The 19,077-nt window shown below is 61.8% G+C and carries 17 protein-coding genes and 1 tRNA gene; 3 read left to right on the top strand and 15 right to left on the bottom strand.

From position 1 onward, the window contains the following. Positions 1 to 24 precede the first annotated feature (24 nt). The 5 genes from CW305_RS12365 to rpsU all read right to left on the bottom strand — a co-directional run bounded on the left by CW305_RS12365 (position 25) and on the right by rpsU (position 6,454). The gene (locus CW305_RS12365) at positions 25 to 1,857 is read right to left on the bottom strand and encodes an SLC13 family permease (protein ID WP_342748745.1); all 1,833 of its coding nucleotides are present in this window, start codon (positions 1,855 to 1,857) and stop codon (positions 25 to 27) included. 190 nt (positions 1,858 to 2,047) lie between these two features. Then, positions 2,048 to 2,124, bottom strand: a tRNA-Ile gene (locus CW305_RS12360). A 111-nt stretch (positions 2,125 to 2,235) separates the two neighbouring features. Beyond that, a complete protein-coding gene (gene rpoD / locus CW305_RS12355) occupies positions 2,236 to 4,089 on the bottom strand; it encodes an RNA polymerase sigma factor RpoD (protein ID WP_014821693.1) in 1,854 nt (617 codons plus the stop codon). Positions 4,090 to 4,156: 67 nt separating this feature from the next. Beyond that, on the bottom strand, positions 4,157 to 6,100 hold the full coding sequence (gene dnaG / locus CW305_RS12350) for a DNA primase (protein WP_104098027.1): 1,944 nt from the start codon (positions 6,098 to 6,100) through the stop codon (positions 4,157 to 4,159). Positions 6,101 to 6,238: 138 nt separating this feature from the next. Beyond that, a complete protein-coding gene (gene rpsU, locus CW305_RS12345; RefSeq protein WP_003296736.1) occupies positions 6,239 to 6,454 on the bottom strand; it encodes a 30S ribosomal protein S21 in 216 nt (71 codons plus the stop codon). A gap of 196 nt (positions 6,455 to 6,650) precedes the next feature. Here rpsU and tsaD point away from each other — a divergent pair, with 196 nt between their 5' ends. Further along, positions 6,651 to 7,676, top strand: coding sequence for a tRNA (adenosine(37)-N6)-threonylcarbamoyltransferase complex transferase subunit TsaD (tsaD, locus tag CW305_RS12340; RefSeq protein WP_023445898.1), 1,026 nt, complete (start codon positions 6,651 to 6,653; stop codon positions 7,674 to 7,676). Positions 7,677 to 7,691: 15 nt separating this feature from the next. Here the strand turns inward: tsaD and plsY are convergent, their stop codons facing one another. After that, positions 7,692 to 8,261: a glycerol-3-phosphate 1-O-acyltransferase PlsY gene (plsY, locus tag CW305_RS12335; RefSeq protein ID WP_031297964.1), complete on the bottom strand. Its 570-nt coding sequence runs from the start codon at positions 8,259 to 8,261 to the stop codon at positions 7,692 to 7,694. Between the two features lie 75 nt (positions 8,262 to 8,336). Here plsY and folB point away from each other — a divergent pair, with 75 nt between their 5' ends. Continuing rightward, a complete protein-coding gene (gene folB, locus CW305_RS12330; protein ID WP_104098026.1) occupies positions 8,337 to 8,690 on the top strand; it encodes a dihydroneopterin aldolase in 354 nt (117 codons plus the stop codon). Next, positions 8,681 to 9,223, top strand: coding sequence for a 2-amino-4-hydroxy-6-hydroxymethyldihydropteridine diphosphokinase (gene folK / locus CW305_RS12325; protein WP_041015149.1), 543 nt, complete (start codon positions 8,681 to 8,683; stop codon positions 9,221 to 9,223). The genes folB and folK overlap by 10 nt, the downstream gene beginning before the upstream one ends. A gap of 6 nt (positions 9,224 to 9,229) precedes the next feature. Here folK and CW305_RS12320 read toward each other — a convergent pair whose 3' ends face one another. The 9 genes from CW305_RS12320 to pdxA form a co-directional block, all read right to left on the bottom strand. Continuing rightward, positions 9,230 to 10,399 (bottom strand): multifunctional CCA addition/repair protein, encoded by a 1,170-nt coding sequence (locus CW305_RS12320; RefSeq protein WP_104098025.1) that lies wholly within the window; start codon positions 10,397 to 10,399, stop codon positions 9,230 to 9,232. A 96-nt stretch (positions 10,400 to 10,495) separates the two neighbouring features. After that, positions 10,496 to 12,043 carry a SpoVR family protein gene (locus tag CW305_RS12315; protein WP_044314698.1) on the bottom strand — a complete coding sequence of 516 codons (1,548 nt, stop codon included), beginning with the start codon at positions 12,041 to 12,043 and terminating at the stop codon, positions 10,496 to 10,498. Between the two features lie 10 nt (positions 12,044 to 12,053). Then, on the bottom strand, positions 12,054 to 13,325 hold the full coding sequence (locus tag CW305_RS12310; protein WP_014821685.1) for a YeaH/YhbH family protein: 1,272 nt from the start codon (positions 13,323 to 13,325) through the stop codon (positions 12,054 to 12,056). 81 nt (positions 13,326 to 13,406) lie between these two features. Beyond that, entirely contained in the window at positions 13,407 to 15,329 is a 1,923-nt protein-coding gene (locus CW305_RS12305; protein ID WP_042924561.1) for a PrkA family serine protein kinase, read from the bottom strand. Between the two features lie 270 nt (positions 15,330 to 15,599). Continuing rightward, positions 15,600 to 15,932 (bottom strand): thiosulfate sulfurtransferase GlpE, encoded by a 333-nt coding sequence (gene glpE, locus CW305_RS12300; RefSeq protein ID WP_003300975.1) that lies wholly within the window; start codon positions 15,930 to 15,932, stop codon positions 15,600 to 15,602. Beyond that, a complete protein-coding gene (locus CW305_RS12295) occupies positions 15,929 to 16,756 on the bottom strand; it encodes a symmetrical bis(5'-nucleosyl)-tetraphosphatase (RefSeq protein WP_044314699.1) in 828 nt (275 codons plus the stop codon). Before CW305_RS12295 ends, glpE begins: the two co-directional genes overlap by 4 nt. Continuing rightward, on the bottom strand, positions 16,753 to 17,136 hold the full coding sequence (gene apaG, locus CW305_RS12290) for a Co2+/Mg2+ efflux protein ApaG (RefSeq protein WP_023445891.1): 384 nt from the start codon (positions 17,134 to 17,136) through the stop codon (positions 16,753 to 16,755). The genes CW305_RS12295 and apaG overlap by 4 nt, the downstream gene beginning before the upstream one ends. A gap of 40 nt (positions 17,137 to 17,176) precedes the next feature. Further along, the gene (gene rsmA, locus CW305_RS12285) at positions 17,177 to 17,971 is read right to left on the bottom strand and encodes a 16S rRNA (adenine(1518)-N(6)/adenine(1519)-N(6))-dimethyltransferase RsmA (RefSeq protein WP_014821680.1); all 795 of its coding nucleotides are present in this window, start codon (positions 17,969 to 17,971) and stop codon (positions 17,177 to 17,179) included. A gap of 113 nt (positions 17,972 to 18,084) precedes the next feature. Next, positions 18,085 to 19,077, bottom strand: a complete 993-nt coding sequence (gene pdxA, locus CW305_RS12280; RefSeq protein WP_104098024.1) for a 4-hydroxythreonine-4-phosphate dehydrogenase PdxA — start codon at positions 19,075 to 19,077, stop codon at positions 18,085 to 18,087.

Genomic DNA, 19,077 nt, shown 5'->3' with positions numbered 1-19,077 from the left:
AATGATCCAGGGCAAGCCTTATCGTCAGAGTGGCGTGAGCGGCCAGAACAGCGGAATCACCAGCGTCGCCACGACCCATAACAGCAGGTTCAGTGGTATGCCCACCTTGAGGAAGTCGGTGAAGCGGTAGCCACCGGCGTTGTAGACGAAGGTGTTGGTCTGATAGCCGATCGGCGTGGCGAAACTGGCGCTGGCGGCGAACATCACGGCTACCACGAACGCGCGCGGGTCGACCCCCAGGTGCTGGGCCAGGCCGATTGCGATCGGAGTGATCAGTACGGCCACCGCGTTGTTCGACAGCATCTCGGTGAGCATCGAGGTCAGCAGGTAGATGAACGACAGCATGAACAGCGGGCCGGCCCAGGGGGTAATGGCCGTCACGTTCTGCACAACCAGCTGTACCAGGCCAACTTTGTCCATGGCGATGCTGATTGCCAGCATGCCGAAGATCAGGCTGAGGATCTTCCAGTCGACTGCCTTGTAGGCGTCCTCGACGTCCAGACAGCGCGTCGCCAACACCGCGGCCGCACCAATGATCGCCAGGCCTTCGATCGGCATCACGCCAAAGGCTGCCAACACCATGACCGCCAGGGTGGCGATGATCGCGATCGGTGCCTTGTCGCGGCGAAAGGCGCGCTCCTGTACCGCGTTGAGGCTGATCAGTTCGCCGTTGTCGGCAAAACGCTTGATCTGCGCGGGCGTGCCCTCGACCAGCATCACATCGCCGAACTGCAGCTGGAAATCGTCGAAGTTGCCCTGAATGTTCTCGTCCTGCCGGTGCACGGCCAAGACGCTGATGCCGTAGCGCGCGGACAGGTCGAGGTCGCGCATCGGTCGGTGGCTGTAGCGCGAGCCGCGGCCGACGATGGCTTCGGCAAGGATCACGTCTTCGCTGCTGATGGTTTCGAAGGCGTCGCCCCGGTTAAAGGTCAGGTGGCCGCTTTCGCGCAGCTCCACCACGTCCTTTACCTGGCCATGGATCATCAGCAGATCGCCGGCGGTCAGGGTGAAGTCATGCTCCGGGCGGCTGAACAGCTGCGCGTTGCGGTTTACCTGCAGCACCTGCAGCCCGCTGCCGCCGTTCAGGTTGGCCTCGGCGAGGGTCTTTCCGATCACTGGTGAGTTCGACGGCACGCGCAGCTCGGTCATGAAGTTGCGATCAAGGCGCGGGCCGAGCAACTTGGACAGGGTGTCGCGTTCCGGCAGCAGATGCTTGCCGATGGTCAGCAGATAGACCATGCCTGCGGCGGCCATGATCAAGCCCGCCCCGGTGATCTCGAACATGCCGAACGGCGCCAGCCCCGCCTTGCGCGCCACACCATCGACGAGGATGTTGGTCGAGGTGCCGATCATCGTCAGCGTGCCGCCGAGAATCGTGGCGTACGACAGCGGAATCAGCAGTTTCGAGGGCGTCGTGCCGGCGCGCTTGGCCAGGGAAATCGCCACCGGCGTGAGGATCGCCACTACCGGCGTATTGTTCAGGCAGGCGGAAATCACCAGTGCGGTGATCGTCAGGCCGAACAGCACTCGTGTAGGGCTGGTGCCCACCAGATTACCGAGCCAGTTGCCCAGCGCATCGATGCAGCCGGTGCGTTCGAGCGCCGCCGAAATGATGAACATGCAGGCGATGGTGACCGGGGCCGAGTTGGACAGCACGCCGAGCACTTCCCCGGGCGTCAGCAGCTGCGTCGCCAGCAGCACCGCCACGGCAATCGCCACGACGATATCCGGGCTCCAGCTCTCTCTTACGAACGCCACCAATACCCAGATCAGCAAGGCGCAGACGAACAACAGCGGCAGCGATTCTGGAAGCATGGACGTCCTTAAGGATGGCGACTGAGGCGCGCGTCGAAACAACGGGCCCGCGGCGCAAGATAGAGACGTCAGCTTAGAGAGTCCAGAAACCTTTCCTGATGTTTATATGCGATTTGGTTATTAATGGAGGGTGAGCGCGGCCGGTGAGCGGAGGGCTGGACCCAGCGGCGGCGCTGAGTCGTCCGTCAGCAGGGGATAAACGAAAAAGCCGCGCAGTGCGCGGCTTTGAAAGTGGTGGGCCCACACGGACTCGAACCGTGGACCAAAGGATTATGAGTCCTCTGCTCTAACCAACTGAGCTATAGGCCCCCAGAAGGCCGGCGGATTATACCGGCGGTATGGCGGCTGCGCCAATCGAAGCTAGCTGCTCCGAGGCATACGGCAGAAAAAAGAACCCCCGGCATGCCGGGGGTTCTGGTCTTACTCGTCGAGGAAGGAGCGCAGATGCTCGCTTCTCGTCGGGTGGCGCAGCTTGCGCAGCGCCTTGGCTTCGATCTGACGGATTCGCTCGCGGGTGACATCGAACTGCTTGCCGACTTCCTCGAGGGTGTGGTCGGTGTTCATGTCGATGCCGAAGCGCATGCGCAGTACCTTGGCTTCACGAGCCGTGAGGCCGGAGAGCACTTCGCGAGTGGCTTCCTTGAGGCTTTCCACAGTGGCTACGTCAATTGGCGACTGCATGGCCGAGTCTTCGATGAAGTCACCCAGGTGCGAGTCTTCGTCGTCACCGATTGGCGTTTCCATGGAGATCGGCTCTTTGGCGATCTTCAGTACCTTGCGGATCTTGTCCTCGGGCATTTCCATGCGTTCGCCCAGCTCTTCAGGTGTGGGTTCGCGACCCATTTCCTGCAGCATTTGACGGGAGATGCGGTTGAGCTTGTTGATCGTCTCGATCATGTGAACCGGGATACGGATGGTCCGCGCCTGGTCGGCAATGGAACGAGTGATCGCCTGGCGAATCCACCAGGTGGCGTAGGTCGAGAACTTGTAGCCGCGGCGGTATTCGAACTTGTCCACCGCCTTCATCAGGCCGATGTTGCCTTCCTGGATCAGATCGAGGAACTGCAGGCCGCGGTTGGTGTACTTCTTCGCGATCGAGATGACCAGGCGCAGGTTGGCTTCAACCATCTCTTTCTTCGCACGGCGGGCTTTGGCCTCGCCGATGGACATGCGACGGTTGATGTCCTTGATGTCAGCGATGACCAGGTCGCATTCCTGTTCCAGCTCGATCAGCTTCTGCTGGCAGCGAACGATGTCTTCCTTGCGGTTGCCGATGGCTTCGGCGTACTTGCCTTTGCCGGAAGCCAGCTGCTCGGCCCAGTCGAGATTGGTCTCGTTGTTCGGGAACTGACGCAGGAAGTCGGCGCGCGGCATGCGGGCGTCACGCACGCACAGCTGCATGATGGCGCGTTCCTGGGCGCGGATCTGGCTCAGGGCGTTGCGAACGCGCTCGACCAGTGCGTCGTACTGCTTGGGTACGAGCTTGATCGGCATGAACAGGATGGCGAGTGCTTCGAGCTCCTCGACGGCCTGCTGGCTGGCGCGGCCGTGCTTCTTCAGCGCCTTCTTGGCTTTCTCCAGCTGCTCGGCGACTGCGCCGAAACGCATACGCGCGACTTCGGGGTCCGGGCCGCCATCGCCTTCTTCCTCTTCGCTGTCGGAATCGTCCTCTTCCTCATCATCCTTGTCGTCGGCCGCCGGCTTCGCGGTGGTCTGCGGAGTTTCCGGCTCGACCTCCTGAGGACCAGCAGCGCCGTCGTCGTCAGGGTCGATGTAACCGCTGAGGATGTCGGACAGGCGGCCACCTTCGGTCGTCACTCGCTCATAGTCGGCGAGAATGCTGTCGACGGTGCCGGGGAAGTGAGCGATGGCGCTCATCACTTCGCGAATGCCTTCCTCGATGCGTTTGGCGATTTCGATCTCGCCTTCGCGGGTCAGCAGTTCGACCGTGCCCATTTCACGCATGTACATGCGAACAGGATCGGTGGTTCGACCGATGTCGGTCTCGACCGCAGCGAGTGCGGCTGCGGCCTCTTCGGCAGCGGCTTCATCGGTATCGGCTTCGGCCAGCAACAGGGCATCGGCATCCGGGGCAACCTCGAATACATTGATACCCATGTCATTGATCATGCGAATGATGTCTTCCACCTGTTCCGGATCGGAAATATCCTCCGGTAGGTGGTCGTTGACCTCTGCGTAAGTCAGGTAACCCTGCTCACGGCCACGCTGGATCAACTCTTTGAGGCGGGACTGCTGTTGCGCTTTTCCGGACATATAACCCTATCCACTGAAGGTTCTGGCGGGCTGAAAACAAGCTGAGCATTATAGCCGAGCTAGGACCTCAGACGCCAGTTGAGGTCGGTGTAGCGGGTATTGCATTACGGCTCAGCAGGTTACGCAGTTGGTCTTTTTCCTCTGCGCTGAGTTCACCTTGGCGAGCCTTACGCAGCAGGCTTTCGAGTCGGCGTTCCCGCTGTCGGGCGGCAAGGCTATTAATGGTGTCGAAAAACTGCTGTTCAAGGTTATCGGCCGAGATCAGCCATTCTTTCTCTGCAAGTGCGCGTAAAAGTCGCCCTTGGTCGGTTCCATGCCAGCGGGCGATCAGCTGCAGGCTGCGCAGCTTCGGGTTCTTCTGCAGCGTGCCAAGTAGAGCAACAAGCAATTGTGCGTATGTGTCGTCTTCTGCGGCGAAATGGCTGACGTCCTCGACCTTCTGTGCTAGCTCCGGGTGGTGCAGTAGCGTCCGCAGCGTGGTCAGGGTCGGCGGCTCGACGGTAGCTGGCGTACGCGGACCGCGAGGTTTGAAGTCTGGTCGCTGCCCGGATTTTTTCCAGTCTTTCTTCCATTCCTTTTTTTCGCCGCGTTGTGGCTTGGGCGCTTCGGGAGGCTGGAAGTAGTCGGTCTCGGCGTAGTGCGAGCCCGTGTCGTAATAAGCGGCGTCGTCGTACTCGGCTGAGTTGTTGCTGGGTGCGGTGGTTGGCGCTGCTGCCATATGCTGCAGTGCTTCCCCGTTTAGGCCAGTGATCTCGGTGAGACGCTGGCGCATCAATGCGCGCAGGTTTGCACCGGGAATCTTTTCGATAAGCGGCGCTGCCAGGGTGGCCAAGTGGGCCTTGCCTTCCAATGAGCGTGGATCGGCTTCGTCGCTCAGTTGCTGGAAGAAGTAATCGGCCAGTGGCTGTGAGTGCTGCTGAATGCGCGCGCGAAATGCATCGGTGCCCTCGGCGCGGACCAGTGTGTCCGGGTCCTCTCCGTCGGGCAGGAACAGAAAGCGCGCCCGGCGGCCATCCTGCAGGTTCGGTAGCGTGGCTTCCAGTGCTCGCCAGGCGGCTTTGCGTCCGGCCGCGTCGCCATCGAAGCAGAACAGCACGCTGGGTACGATGCGGAACAGGCGCTTGAGATGCTCTTCGCTGGTTGCCGTACCAAGGGTGGCCACGGCGTTGCGCAAGCCTTGCTGGGCCAGTGCAATGACGTCCATGTAGCCCTCGACCACCATGATCTCGTCGAGATCTCGGTTGGCCTGCCGCGCTTCGTAAAGGCCGTAGAGTTCCTGGCCCTTGTGGAATACCGGGGTTTCCGGCGAATTCAGGTACTTGGGCTTGTCATCGCCCAGAACGCGACCGCCGAAGGCGATGACCCGGCCGCGGCTGTCGCGGATGGGGAACATCACGCGATCGCGGAAACGGTCGTAGCGTTTGCCGTTCTCGGCGTTCTCGATCAGCAGGCCGGCGTCGATCAGCGCTTTCTGCTGCAGCGCATCGCCGCCGAGATGCTTCATCAGGTTGTCCCAGCCGGGCGGGGCGAAGCCCAATCCGAAATCCCGGGCAATCACGCCGGACAGGCCGCGGCCCTTGAGGTACTCCACGGCCGACTTGCGGGTCGCGTGGCTTTTCAGGGCTTGGCGGTAGTAATCGGCGGCGGCAGCCAGCAGTGGGTAGAGCGGCGAATCGACCGGCTGGCGTGGCTTGTGTTTGCGGCCGCTTTCCTCGTGGGGGACTTCCATTCCCGTGCGCTTGGCCAGTTCCTCGACTGCCTGGGGGAAGTCCAGCTGGTCGTGGTCCATGACGAAGCCCAGCGCATTGCCACCAGCGCCGCAGCCGAAGCAATAGTAGAACTGCTTGTCCGGACTGACGCTGAACGAGGGTGTCTTTTCCTTGTGAAAAGGGCAGAGGGCGCTGTAGTTCTTGCCGGCCTTTTTCAGTTGGATGCGCGAGCCGACCACCTCGACGATGTCGGAGCGGTTGAGCAGGTCGTCGATGAAGGATTGGGGGATCAGGCCGGCCATAGAGGTATCTGATTACGCTCGCATTGCATGAGCCGGAAATGAAAAAACTCCGGCCTTTCGCCGGCTGGCGAAGCGGAGTAAGCATGCAATGCAAAGCCCGGCCTGAGCCGGGCTTGATGCGACGTCAGCTGTACTGGATTAGTACAGGCGGACGCTGCGGCGCTGCTCGCGCTGCACTTTCTTGGCGTGACGCTTGACTGCAGCGGCAGCCTTGCGCTTGCGCTCGGAAGTCGGCTTCTCGTAGAACTCGCGCGAGCGGACTTCGGCCAGAACGCCTGCTTTTTCGCAGGAACGCTTGAAGCGACGCAGTGCTACGTCGAAGGGTTCATTCTCTTTAACTTTGACAGCGGGCATCCAGGACTTACCTTCACTTGATTACCGGTGGCAACGCGCTTCGGCAATGACTCGCAAGCACGCTGGTTTTAAGGGTTGCGGATGTTACCCGCTCCAATTGCGGAATGCAAAGCCCCTGATCGAAAAGCGCTGGTCGGTCGGACGGCCCGACGATTAATATGCACGGCTTCATTCGCCCTCCGGAAAGGTTGAACCCATGCTGGTGCTGGGGTTGGAAACGTCCTGCGACGAGACTGGTGTCGCGCTTTACGACAGCGAACAGGGCCTGCTGGCCGACGCGCTATTCAGCCAGATCGACCTGCATCGCGTCTATGGCGGCGTGGTGCCTGAGCTCGCCTCGCGCGATCACGTGAAACGCATGCTGCCGCTGATTCGCCAGGTGCTGGAGGAGGCGGGCCGCGAGGCCGGCCAGATCGATGCGGTGGCCTATACGGCCGGTCCCGGACTGGTCGGTGCGCTGCTGGTTGGGGCCTCCTGCGCCCAGGCGCTGGCGTTGGCATGGGGCGTACCGGCTGTCGGCGTGCACCATATGGAAGGTCACCTGCTGGCACCGATGCTCGAAGCGCAGCCGCCGCAGTTCCCGTTCGTCGCCTTGCTGGTGTCGGGTGGCCATACGCAGCTTGTTCGCGTGGATGGCATTGGCCGATACGAGCTGCTCGGTGAATCGGTGGACGATGCCGCTGGCGAGGCCTTCGACAAGACGGCAAAGCTGATGGGTTTGCGCTATCCCGGCGGGCCGGAAATCGCCCGTCTGGCCGAGCAGGGCGCTCCGGGACGCTTCGTCTTTCCGCGGCCGATGACTGATCGGCCCGGTCTGGATTTCAGTTTCAGCGGCCTGAAGACCTTTACCCTCAATACCTGGCAGCAGTGCCGCAGCGCGGGCGACGAATCCGAGCAGACCCGCTGCGACATCGCGCTGGCGTTCCAGCAGGCTGTGGTCGAGACGCTGACCATCAAGTGTCGCCGAGCCCTTAGGCAGACTGGCCTGAAGTCGCTGGTCATCGCCGGCGGGGTCAGCGCCAATCAGTCTCTGCGCCAGTCGCTGGAGCGTATGCTCGGTGAGTTCAAGGGTCAGGTCTTCTATGCGCGGCCACGTTTCTGCACCGACAACGGTGCGATGATCGCTTACGCTGGCTGTCAGCGCTTGCTCGCCGGGCAGCATGATGGTCCGGCGATCACCGTACAGCCGCGTTGGTCGATGGACACACTGCCGGCGATCTGATGAGCGTCAGAGCGGTCAGAAATGCCGTTCCCGGCCGGCGAACAGGTCGCGCACGTTGCTGCGATGGCGCCAGACGATCAGTGTGGCGAGCAGGCTCATCGGCAACAGCGCGCCGGGTTGCTGCCAGGCCAGCAGTGGCAGGCATAGCGGCAGGGCGATAAGGGCAGCCAGCGAGCTGGTCCGGGTCAGGCGGAATACCAGCAGCCAGGCGACGATGGCCAGCAGTGCGGCCGGCGGGTAGAGCGCGAGCAGGGTGCCGGCGGCGGTGGCGACACCCTTGCCGCCGCGGAAGCGAAAATACAACGGATAGAGATGGCCGCAGACCGCTGCCAGACCGATCCAGGCCTGTTGCTGGACGGACATGTCCAGCGAGGCGGCCAGCAGTACGGGCAGCAGGCCCTTGAGCAGATCGCCGAACAGCGTGCAGATCGCCAGTCGCTTGCCTGCCAGACGAAGCATATTGGTGGCGCCGGGATTGCCGGAGCCGCCGGCGCGCGGGTCGGGCATTCCGGCCAGGCGGCTAAGCAGTATGGCGAATGACAGCGAGCCGATCAGGTACGCGAGCAAGGTCAGCAGCCAGAACATGGAATCCATCCGGGGCAGGGAGCCTCTGAGTCTAACGGCGCGTTTCGAGCTTGTCGTGCCGCAGGAGAACGTTGCGTGGATACAGTCTTCATCGAAGGCCTGGAAGTGGATACGGTAATCGGCGCCTACGACTGGGAGCGCGGGATTCGCCAGTGCCTGCAGCTCGACCTGACGCTGGGCTGGGACATCCGTCCCGCCGCCGAGCATGACGAGCTGGACAAGGCGCTGGATTACGCCGAGGTCGCGGCGACCATCGATCGCTTTGCTGCCGAAGCTCGCTTCGAATTGGTCGAGACGTTCGCCGAGGGCCTGGCGCAAAAGCTGATGAGCGAGTTCGGCATCGTCTGGCTGCGCTTGCGGGTCACCAAACCAGGCGTCAATGCGCGTGCCCGTGCGCTGGGCGTGGAGATCGAACGCGGATGTCGCTGACCCCCGTCATGCTCGGCCTGGGCAGCAATGTGCAGCGCATCGAGCGCCTGCATGCCGGGCTCGATGCGCTGGCCGAGCTGCTGCAGGATATGCGTTGCTCGCCAGTGTTCGAGAGCCTGGCGGTGGGCTATAAGGGCGACAACTTCTACAACCTGGTGGTCGCCGGCTACACCGACCTGCCGCTGACGGAACTGGACCGCCGGCTCAAGTTCATCGAGGCGGACAACGGCCGTTACGCGCCGGATCGCAAGGGGTTGCCGCTGGATATCGATGTGCTGCTGTATGGCGAGCTGGTCGGCAACTTCCATGGCTTGCTGCTGCCGCGTGCGGAGATCCTGAAGAACGCCTTCGTGCTCTGGCCGCTGGCGTTATTGGCGCCGACCGTCAAACATCCCGCTGCAGGCGAGGCCTTTGCCGATCTGTGGGCGCAGTCATCCATCGACCAGCAGCTCTGGCCAGTGCCGTTTCAGTGGCGCGGCAGCGAGCTTACGCCTGCCGATCTGATCCGCAACCATCCTCCACAGCGCGCCTGAATTGCCTTACTGCGAATATTTCCGGCAGTAGATGCTCAGGGCATCGAGGCGCGCAGCACCGAGCGCTTTGCCCAGCTCGGCACCTTTGAATCCTTGATCCAGCAGCGGTTTGACCGGCACGGCATGGGCCGCGCTGGCCGCGCCATGCAGATAATCGGCTTCGAAGAGCAACTCGCCGGGCGCGCCTGCCAGGGCGTGCATTTCACAAGCCGCGACGAACTGCTCGAAGCGCTCCGGCCGCCGGTAGATGTCGAAATGCTGCAGCATGTCGAGCAGTGCATCGGCATGCAGTTTCTTGGCGTTGAACGCGTCATCCTGATACCTGCCGAGCAGCATCGCCAGCTCTTGGCAATCCCTCGGCGCCTTGCAGCGCTGGTTGAGTGTATCGATGGCGGCCAGACGTGGTTGCTGGCTATCGGCCGACGTTGTACAGCCAAGTAGCAGGCAGGCCCAGCGTACCGGCAGTGGCTGGGTATGTTCGGCGCACTGCCGAAGCGTGCCAAGCAGGTGCCCACCGGCAGCATTGCCCTTGGCGAAGGTGACGGCCAGTTCCGGGAACAGCTCGGCCAGCGCGTCACACTCCTGCAGCACCTGAATGAACACATCCGGCCGCGGCTCCATCAGCGCACGCGAAATCTCTTTCCAGCTGCGTTCCGCCGTCAGCGCCGACAACTCGCCGGAGCGCGCCAGCTGGCGCATCAGCTCAAGTGTCTCGTCGGCGATACGGAAACCCAGTTCGGCATAGCGTGCAGCGAAGCGCGCCACGCGCAGAACACGCAACGGATCTTCGGCGAAAGCGGGGGAAACGTGGCGCAATAGCCGTGCCCGCAGGTCGCGATGTCCGCCGTATGGATCGATCAGCTGGCCCTGGTCATCTTCGGCGATGGCATTGATGGTGAGATCGCGGCGCTGCAGATCTTCTTCGAGGGTGACGTCGGGGCTGGCATGGAAGGTAAACCCGCCATAGCCACGACCGCTTTTGCGCTCGGTGCGCGCCAGGGCGTATTCCTCGCCGGTCTGCGGGTGCAGGAAAACCGGGAAGTCCGCACCGACCGGGCGGAAGCCGCTGGCCTGCATTTCTTCCGGTGTGGCACCGACCACCAGCCAGTCGACCTCGGTCACCGGGCGCCCCAACAGACGGTCGCGCACCGCGCCGCCGACTTTATAGATCTGCATGTCCACCTCCGTTGGCGCGGAGGATAAAGGATATCGGCGCTGAGGCTACAGCGTGGCGGGTAAGGAAGGGCCGCGGAGGTGGGCCGCGGCCCACCGTCAGGCGAAGTTCATGCCGGGAAAACGGTTGTCGGTCTCTGCCTCGCTGCTGGGTCTTGGTGGCATGTGATGGGTATTGACCAGCTTATCGTCCTGCATCGACTGCAGGTGCACATCGAAGCCCCACAGCCGATGCAGATGCTTGAGCACCTCTTCGGTGGACCCGCCCAATGGCTTGCGGTCGTGCTGCATGTGACGCAAGGTCAGCGAGCGATCGCCGCGACGGTCGACGTTCCATACCTGGACGTTGGGCTCGCGGTTGCCGAGGTTGTATTGCGCGGCGAGCAGTTCGCGAATGGTGTGGTAACCACTTTCATCGTGGATCGCCGGGACCAGCAGCTCGTCCTTGCGGTCATCGTCAAGGATGCTGAACAGCTTGAGGTCGCGGATCACCTTAGGCGAGAGAAACTGCAGGATAAAGCTCTCGTCCTTGAAGTTGTTCATGGCGAACTTGACGGTGGTCAGCCAGTCGCTGCCGGCGATCTCCGGGAACCAGCGCTTGTCCTCCTCGGTGGGGTGCTCGCAAATCCGGCGGATGTCCTGGTACATGGCGAAGCCCAGGGTGTAGGGATTGATGCCGCTGTAGTAGGGGCTGTCGAAGCCTGGCTGGTAGATCACGCTGGTATGCGACTGCAGAAACTCCATCATGAAGCCGTCGGTGACCAGGCCCTCGTCATACAGATCGTTGAGCAGGGTGTAGTGCCAGAATGTCGCCCAGCCTTCGTTCATCACCTGGGTCTGGCGCTGTGGATAGAAGTACTGCGCGATCTTGCGCACGATACGCACCACCTCGCGCTGCCATGGCTCCAGCAGCGGGGCGTGCTTCTCGATGAAATAGAGGATATTTTCCTGCGGCTCTGCCGGGAAACGCTGACTGTCCGCCAACCCATCGCCCTTGTCCGTGCCCTTGGGAATGGTGCGCCAGAGGTCGTTGATCTGCCGTTGCAGATGCTCCTCGCGATCCTTCTGGCGTCGGCGCTCTTCTTCTGCAGAGATGGGGTAGGGACGCTTGTAGCGGTCGACACCGTAGTTCATCAGTGCGTGGCAGGAGTCGAGCAGGTCTTCCACCGCATCGATGCCGTGCCGCTCCTCGCATTGCATGATGTACTGCTTGGCGAACACCAGGTAATCGATGATCGAGCTGGCGTCTGTCCAGGTGCGGAACAGGTAGTTGCCCTTGAAGAAGCTGTTGTGCCCGTAGCTGGCGTGGGCGATCACCAGTGCCTGCATGCACATGGTGTTCTCTTCCATCAGGTAGGCGATGCAGGGATCGGAATTGATGACGATCTCGTAGGCCAGACCCATCTGCCCGCGCTTGTAGTGTTTCTCGGTGTGCAGGAACTGCTTGCCGTAGGACCAGTGGTGGTAACCCAGCGGCATGCCAACCGAGGCGTAGGCGTCCATCATCTGCTCGGCGGTGATCACCTCGATCTGGTTCGGGTAGGTGTCCAGCGCGTAGCGCTCGGCGATGCGGCCGATCTCGCGGTCGTACTGCCGAATCAGGTCGAAGGTCCATTCCGAGCCGGTGGAAATGGGCTGTCGCTTCATGCTGCACACCTCAGCTGGTCATGCGCCGCTGGAAGAGTTCGCGGAACACTGGGTAGATGTCCCCGGCGCTGACCAACTGCTGTTGGGCGAACGCATCGGAAAAGGCTTCGGCGACCTGGTTGTACTCGTACCAGAGCGCCTGGTGCTCGCGCGGGGTGATTTCAACGTAGGTGAAATACTGCACGAACGGCATGATCTGGTTGATCAGGATGTCGCGGCAGAGCGGCGAGTCGTCGTTCCAGTTGTCGCCGTCGGAAGCCTGCGCGGCGTAGATGTTCCACTCGTTGGCCGGGTAACGCTCGGCCATGATCTCCTGCATCATCTTCAGGGCGCTGGAGACGATGGTGCCGCCGGTCTCCCGCGAGTAGAAGAACTCCTCCTCGTCGACTTCCTTGGCGCTGGTGTGGTGACGGATGAATACCACATCGATCTTGTCGTAGTTCCGCTTGAGGAAAAGGTACAGCAGGATGAAGAAGCGTTTGGCGATGTCCTTGGTGGCCTGGGTCATGGAGCCGGAAACGTCCATCAGGCAGAACATCACAGCCTTGGAGCTGGGGTTGGGATGCTTGACCAGCAGGTTGTATTTCAGATCGAAGGTGTCGAGGAATGGCACGCGTTTGATGCGCGCCTTCAGCCGTTCGATCTCCTCCTCGGTGGCCTTGATGTCGCCGAAGTTGTTCGGCTCCTCAAGACGTAGTCGCTCCAGCTCTGCCTTCAGTGTGCGCAGTTGTGCACGGCTGCTGCCAGACAGCGCAATGCGTCTGGCATGGGCCGAGCGCAGAGTGCGCACGATGTTGATGCGCGACGGGTTGCCCTCGTTGCTGATGCCGGCCCGCACGGTTTTGAAGGTATCGGTGCCGGTCAGGTGACGCTTGACCAGATTGGGCAGCTCCAGGTCCTCGAACATGAAATCGAGGAATTCTTCCTGGGTGATCTGGAAGACGAAGTCGTCCATGCCGTCGCCGCTATTGCTGGCCTGGCCGGCGCCCTGGCCACCGCCGCCGCCCTGCGGCCTGGGGATGCGTTCGCCGGCAACGAACTCCTTGTTGCCCGGGTGGACGATGGTCTGGCGGCCGCCGCGGCCGTGGTGCAGCACCGGCTCATCGATGTCGCGGCCGGGAATGCTGATCTGCTCGCCATGTTCCATGTCGGTGATGGAGCGCCGGCCGACGGCTTCCTCCACCGCCTTCTTGATATGCCCACGGTACCGCTGCAGGAAACGCTGGCGGTTCACCGTGCTCTTGTTCTTGCCATTCAGGCGACGATCGATCACGTAGCTCATAGGCCCTCCGGGCTTGGCTGAAACCATAGGCTTGAAGCTGGAAGCGCGCCGCGATGCTTCCAGCTTCAGGCTTCCAGCCACTTACTGCGATTTACGCACCCGCAGATACCATTCTGACAGCAGGCGAACCTGCTTCTCGGTGTAGCCACGCTCGACCATGCGCACGACGAAATCGTTGTGCTTCTTCTGGTCTTCCTTGCTCGCCTTGGCGTTGAAGCTGATGACTGGCAGCAGGTCCTCGGTGTTGGAGAACATCTTTTTCTCGATCACCACGCGCAGCTTCTCGTAGGACAGCCACGACGGATTCTTGCCGTTGTTGTTGGCGCGGGCGCGCAGTACGAAGTTGACGATCTCGTTGCGGAAGTCCTTCGGATTGCTGATGCCGGCCGGCTTCTCGATCTTCTCCAGCTCCTCGTTGAGCGCCACGCGATTGAGGATCTCGCCGGTTTCCGGATCGCGGTATTCCTGATCCTGAATCCAGAAATCCGCATACAGCACGTAGCGGTCGAAGATGTTCTGCCCGTACTCGCTGTAGGACTCGAGGTAGGCAGTCTGGATCTCCTTGCCGATGAACTCGATGTAGCGCGGCGCCAGGTACTCCTTGATGAAGCGCAGGTAGCGCTCGCGCACCTCGGCCGGGAACTGTTCCTGCTCGATCTGCTGCTCCAGGACGTAGAGCAGGTGCACCGGGTTCGCCGCGATCTCGTGCGGGTCGAAGTTGAAGACCTTGGACAGAATCTTGAAGGCGAAACGAGTGGATAGACCGTTCATGCCTTCGTCGACACCGGCGGTGTCGCGGTATTCCTGAATCGACTTGGCCTTGGGATCGGTATCCTTGAGGTTTTCGCCGTCATACACGCGCATCTTCGAGTAGATGTTGGAATTCTCCGGCTCCTTCAGGCGGGACAGCACGGAGAACTGCGCGAGCATCTTCAGGGTGTCCGGCGCGCAATGAGCATGGGCCAGCGAGCTGTTGGTCAGCAGCTTGTCGTAGATCTTGATCTCGTCACTGACCCGCAGGCAGTAGGGCACCTTGACGATGTAGATACGGTCGATGAAGGCTTCGTTGTTCTTGTTGTTGCGGAAGCTGTGCCATTCCGACTCGTTGGAGTGGGCCAGCAGGATGCCGCTGTAAGGAATCGCGCCGAGGCCTTCGGTGCTGTTGTAGTTGCCTTCCTGGGTGGCGGTCAGCAGCGGGTGCAGCACCTTGATCGGTGCCTTGAACATCTCGACGAACTCCATCAGGCCCTGGTTGGCCCGGCACAGCGCACCCGAATAGCTGTAGGCGTCCGCATCGTTCTGTGGAAACTCCTCCAGTTTGCGGATATCGACCTTGCCCACCAGCGAGGAGATGTCCTGGTTGTTCTCGTCGCCCGGTTCGGTCTTGGCAACCGCGATCTGGTTGAGGATCGACGGGTACAGCTTGACCACGCGGAATTTGGAGATGTCGCCGCCGAACTCCTGCAGGCGCTTGGTGGCCCAGGGCGACATGATCGAGTTCAGGTAGCGCCGAGGAATGCCGTAGTCCTCCTCGAGGATCTGCGCATCTTCGATTGGGTTGAACAGCCCCAATGGCGACTCGAACACTGGCGAGTCCTTGATTGCGTAGAAGGGCACATGCTCCATCAGCTGCTTGAGCTTCTCGGCAAGCGACGATTTACCCCCGCCCACCGGACCGAGGAGATAGAGGATCTGCTTCTTCTCTTCCAGCCCCTGCGCGGCGTGACGGAAGTAGGAAACGATCTGGTCTATGCACTCCTCCATGCCATGGAAATCTTCGAAGGCCGGATAACGGCGGATCACCTTGTTGGAGAAGATGCGCGACAGTCGCGAGTCGACCGATGTGTCGACCAGTTCGGGCTCGCCGATCGCCATCAGCAGGCGCTCGGCGGCGCTGGCATAGGTACCTGGGTCCGCCTTGCACAGATCGAGATATTCCTGGAGGGAATACTCCTCCTGGCGGGTCGCTTCGAAACGTTGTTGGAAGTGGCTGAAAATGCTCATGACTTCACCTCGATCGATGCACGAATAGGCGCGTCATCAGGCACTCTGGGCCCGGCCGAAGTGGCGGCCAGTGGAGTTCCCCCGAACACCTAATGGTCGAAACCCTGAAATCCGTCAGCCGTTTCCCGGCTTCGTTTATTTGGATGGCCTGAACTCAAGGATAGTTCGGATTCGGCAAGATCAAGGGCGGGGAGGGAATTTAGGCGCTGCCGTTCGGCTGTTGATAGCGCCTAGCCCGCGGATGGCGGGCTATCGGGGGGAAATAAATTTTTATGCTTGTTCTTCGCCGCGCTCGACATCGGCCGGATAGGTGTGGCGCCAGAGTTCGAAGCCGCCGTCGAGGCTGTAGACGTCCGAAAAGCCCTGATTGACCAGATAGGCCGCTGCGCTCTGGCTGGAGTGGCCGTGATAGCAGGTGACGATCAGCGGCTGGTCGAGATCGGCGGCGGCAATGAAATCCGGCAGCGAGTGGTTGTCCAGATGCAGCGAGCCGCTGATGTGGCCGTTGGCATAGCTGTGCGGATCGCGGATGTCCACGATTACGGCGCCGCTGCTGCGCATGGTCTGCGCCTGTTCCGGTGGGATGCGTTTGAAGTCGGTCATGCGGGTTTCCCGTGTTCACATTCGCAGCGGTGCATTTCGCCGCTGTCGAGGTTCATCAAGGTCATGGCGTTGCCCCAGACGCAGCCGGTGTCCAGCGCGAAGACGTTCGGCTCGTCGCATTGACCCTCCAGCGCAGCCCAGTGACCAAAGATCAGTTTGACGTTGCGGGTCTTGCGATTGGCGTGGCTAAACCAAGGCGAGTAGCCGGCGGGAGCGCTGTCGGCGCCTTCCTTCGCTTCCAGATCGAGCGTGCCGTCGGCCTTGCAGAAACGCATGCGGGTGAAGTAGTTGGTGATCAGGCGCAGCCGCGGCACCCCGTGCAGCTCCTTGTTCCATTTCGCCGGTTGATTACCGTACATGCCGTCGAGGAACGGCATCAGCAGTGCGTCGTCCTGCAGTGCCTGCTCGACTTCCGAGGCGCGCTTGAGGGCTTTTTCCAGCGACCACTGCGGCGGAATGCCGGCATGCACCATCGCGGTGTGGCGCGCGGCTTCGTAATGGATGAGCTTCTGCTGGCGCAGCCAGTCGATCAGCTCGGTCCGATCCGGCGCGGCCAGAATTGCTTGCAGCGTGTCGGACTTGCGCATGCGCTCTATGTTGTGAGCCACAGCCAGCAGGTGCAGGTCGTGATTGCCGAGGACGGTGATTGCGGACGACCCGAGATCGCGTACGAAGCGCAGTGCCTCGAGCGATTGCGGGCCGCGGTTGACCAGGTCGCCGGCCAGCCACAGGCAGTCTCGCGAAGGGCTGAAGTCGACGCGCTCCAACAAACAGGTCAGCGGTTCGAGGCAACCCTGCAGGTCGCCGACGGCATAGGTCGTCAATGCAATGCTCCGGGTACGGCCAGGCGGAACGGCGCAATGAGCGCATCGAAACTGTGACCATCCTCGGCCAACATCTCATAGCTGCCTTGCATGCTGCCGACACAGGTGGCCAGCAGCGTTCCGCTGGTGTAGACGTGGTGTTCGCCTGGTGCGATCAGCGGCTGCTCGCCAATGACGCCGGCACCGCGCACTTCCTGCACCTGGCCGTCGCCATCGGTGATGATCCAGTGTCGCGACAGCAGCTGCGCCGCCACCTCGCCATTGTTTTCGATGGTTACGGTGTAGGCAAAGGCATAGCGGTTTTGTTCCGGCTCCGATTGCGCGGCCAGATAGCGAGGCGTGACGCTGACGTCGATGCGGTAGCGGTTATCGTCGGACATGAGTCTGCTCGCTGTTGAAGGCAGGGTAGAGACTGAAGCCTCAGCTGCGTTCTGTCAGTTGGTCGGAAAGGCGAACGAAGGCCGCCAGATCCAGTTGTTCGGGACGCAGGCTGCCATCCACATCCGCCGCTGCGATGGCGTCGGCGTCCAGCAGCCCCTTGAGGGTGTTGCGCAAGGTCTTGCGCCGTTGGTTGAACGCCTCGCGCACTACGCGCTCCAGTTGATGGTGATCGCGCGCTGGATGCGGCAGCGTCTCATGTGGCACCAGGCGAACGATCGCCGAATCGACCTTTGGCGCCGGGTTGAACGCACCCGGACCGACGTTGAACAGGTGCTCTACCCGGCAGTGATACTGCACCATGATCGACAGTCGGCCCCAGTCGCCGCCGCCCGGCAGCGCGGCCAGGCGTTCGACCACTTCCTTCTGCAGCATGAAATGCATGTCGCGGATCAGGTGCGCGTGGTCGAGCAGGTGAAAGATCAGCGGGGTAGAGATGTTGTAGGGCAGGTTGCCGACGATTCGCAGGCTGTTCGGCTCTGCGCTGAGGCGACCGAAGTCGAACTTCAGCGCGTCGCCCTGGTGCAGATTGAAGTTCTCGCGCCCAGCGAATTTGCCCTGCAGGATGGGGATCAGGTCGAGGTCGAGCTCGACGACATCCAGATGCGCGCCGCTGTCGAGCAGTCCTTCGGTCAATGCACCCTGGCCTGGGCCGATCTCCACCAGTCGCTCACCCGGTTTGGCATGAATCGCCCGCAGGATGCGGTGAATGACGCCAGCGTCGTGCAGGAAGTTCTGGCCAAAGCGCTTGCGTGCGCGGTGCTGATAATCGGACATCGGGGCTCCGGGGCGCAGCTTGAAGCCTGAAGCTCAAAGCTGAAAACGAATAAGGCGCGTATTTTAGCAGGCGAGGGCGGCAAGAAGATCGTTCGAGCCGTGTGGGGTGCGTGCTAGCTCTGGCTGCCGACCATCTGGTAGGCCGTTTCCAGTGCGACCCGCAGGCTGCCAGTGTCGATCTTGCCGCTGCCGGCCAGATCCAGCGCGGTGCCATGATCTACCGACGTGCGAACGATCGGCAGGCCCAGGGTCACGTTGACCGCGGCACCGAAACCCTTGTACTTGAGTACCGGCAGGCCCTGGTCGTGGTACATCGCCAGCACTGCGTCGCAGAACTCGAGATTTTTGGGGGTGAACAGCGTATCGGCTGGCAGCGGGCCGATCAGATCAAGCCCCTCGTCACGCAGCCTGGTCAGCACGGGCTCGATGATCTCGATTTCTTCTCGGCCCAGGTGGCCGCCCTCACCCGCATGCGGGTTCAGGCCGCAGACAAGAATACGTGGTTGGGTAATGCCGAACTTGCTGACCAGATCGTGGTGCAGGATTCGCGTAACCCGCTCCAGGCGCTCCGCGGTAATCGCTGCGGCGACATCCTTGAGCGGCAGGTGGGTGGTGACCAGCGCGACACGCAATCCGTGCGTGGCCAGCATCATGACCACCTGCTCGGTGCGGGTCAGCTCGGCGAGAAACTCGGTATGGCCTGAAAAGGGGATGCCGGCCTCATTGATCACACCCTTGTGCACCGGCGCGGTGATCATGCCGGCGAAGCTGCCGTCGAGACACCCGTTTCCAGCTCGGGTCAGCGTTTCCAGTACGTAGTGGCCGTTGCGCGCGTCGAGCTGGCCTGCGATCACCGGTGCATCCAAGGGAGTATCCCAGACATACAGACAGTTGGCCGGCGCCGGTTGGCTTGGCCAGCCATGTGGCCCGACTTCCCGCAGCTCAATCGTCAGTCCCAGTTGCGAGGCGCGCTCTGCCAGCAGCGAACAACTGGCGATGGCTACCAGGATCTGAGGCTGGGCCCCGCGCGCCAGCAGCAGGCACAAGTCCGGGCCGATGCCGGCCGGTTCGCCGGGGGTGAGAACGAAGGGGCGGGGAGCGGTCAT

Source organism: Stutzerimonas kunmingensis (genome assembly GCF_002929225.1).
Lineage (GTDB): Bacteria > Pseudomonadota > Gammaproteobacteria > Pseudomonadales > Pseudomonadaceae > Stutzerimonas.
Note: the sequence above shows the minus strand (reverse complement) of the source record. Positions and strands in the feature narration are given on the sequence as shown.

Coding starts and splice junctions, on each gene's coding strand:
- rpoD (WP_014821693.1), bottom strand. CDS start 4,089: ATGTCCGGAAAAGCGCAACAGCAGTCCCGCCTCAAAGAGTTGATCCAG.
- dnaG (WP_104098027.1), bottom strand. CDS start 6,100: ATGGCCGGCCTGATCCCCCAATCCTTCATCGACGACCTGCTCAACCGC.
- rpsU (WP_003296736.1), bottom strand. CDS start 6,454: ATGCCCGCTGTCAAAGTTAAAGAGAATGAACCCTTCGACGTAGCACTG.
- tsaD (WP_023445898.1), top strand. CDS start 6,651: ATGCTGGTGCTGGGGTTGGAAACGTCCTGCGACGAGACTGGTGTCGCG.
- plsY (WP_031297964.1), bottom strand. CDS start 8,261: ATGTTCTGGCTGCTGACCTTGCTCGCGTACCTGATCGGCTCGCTGTCA.
- folK (WP_041015149.1), top strand. CDS start 8,681: ATGTCGCTGACCCCCGTCATGCTCGGCCTGGGCAGCAATGTGCAGCGC.
- CW305_RS12320 (WP_104098025.1), bottom strand. CDS start 10,399: ATGCAGATCTATAAAGTCGGCGGCGCGGTGCGCGACCGTCTGTTGGGG.
- CW305_RS12315 (WP_044314698.1), bottom strand. CDS start 12,043: ATGAAGCGACAGCCCATTTCCACCGGCTCGGAATGGACCTTCGACCTG.
- CW305_RS12310 (WP_014821685.1), bottom strand. CDS start 13,325: ATGAGCTACGTGATCGATCGTCGCCTGAATGGCAAGAACAAGAGCACG.
- CW305_RS12305 (WP_042924561.1), bottom strand. CDS start 15,329: ATGAGCATTTTCAGCCACTTCCAACAACGTTTCGAAGCGACCCGCCAG.
- glpE (WP_003300975.1), bottom strand. CDS start 15,932: ATGACCGACTTCAAACGCATCCCACCGGAACAGGCGCAGACCATGCGC.
- apaG (WP_023445891.1), bottom strand. CDS start 17,136: ATGTCCGACGATAACCGCTACCGCATCGACGTCAGCGTCACGCCTCGC.
- rsmA (WP_014821680.1), bottom strand. CDS start 17,971: ATGTCCGATTATCAGCACCGCGCACGCAAGCGCTTTGGCCAGAACTTC.
- pdxA (WP_104098024.1), bottom strand. CDS start 19,077: ATGACCGCTCCCCGCCCCTTCGTTCTCACCCCCGGCGAACCGGCCGGC.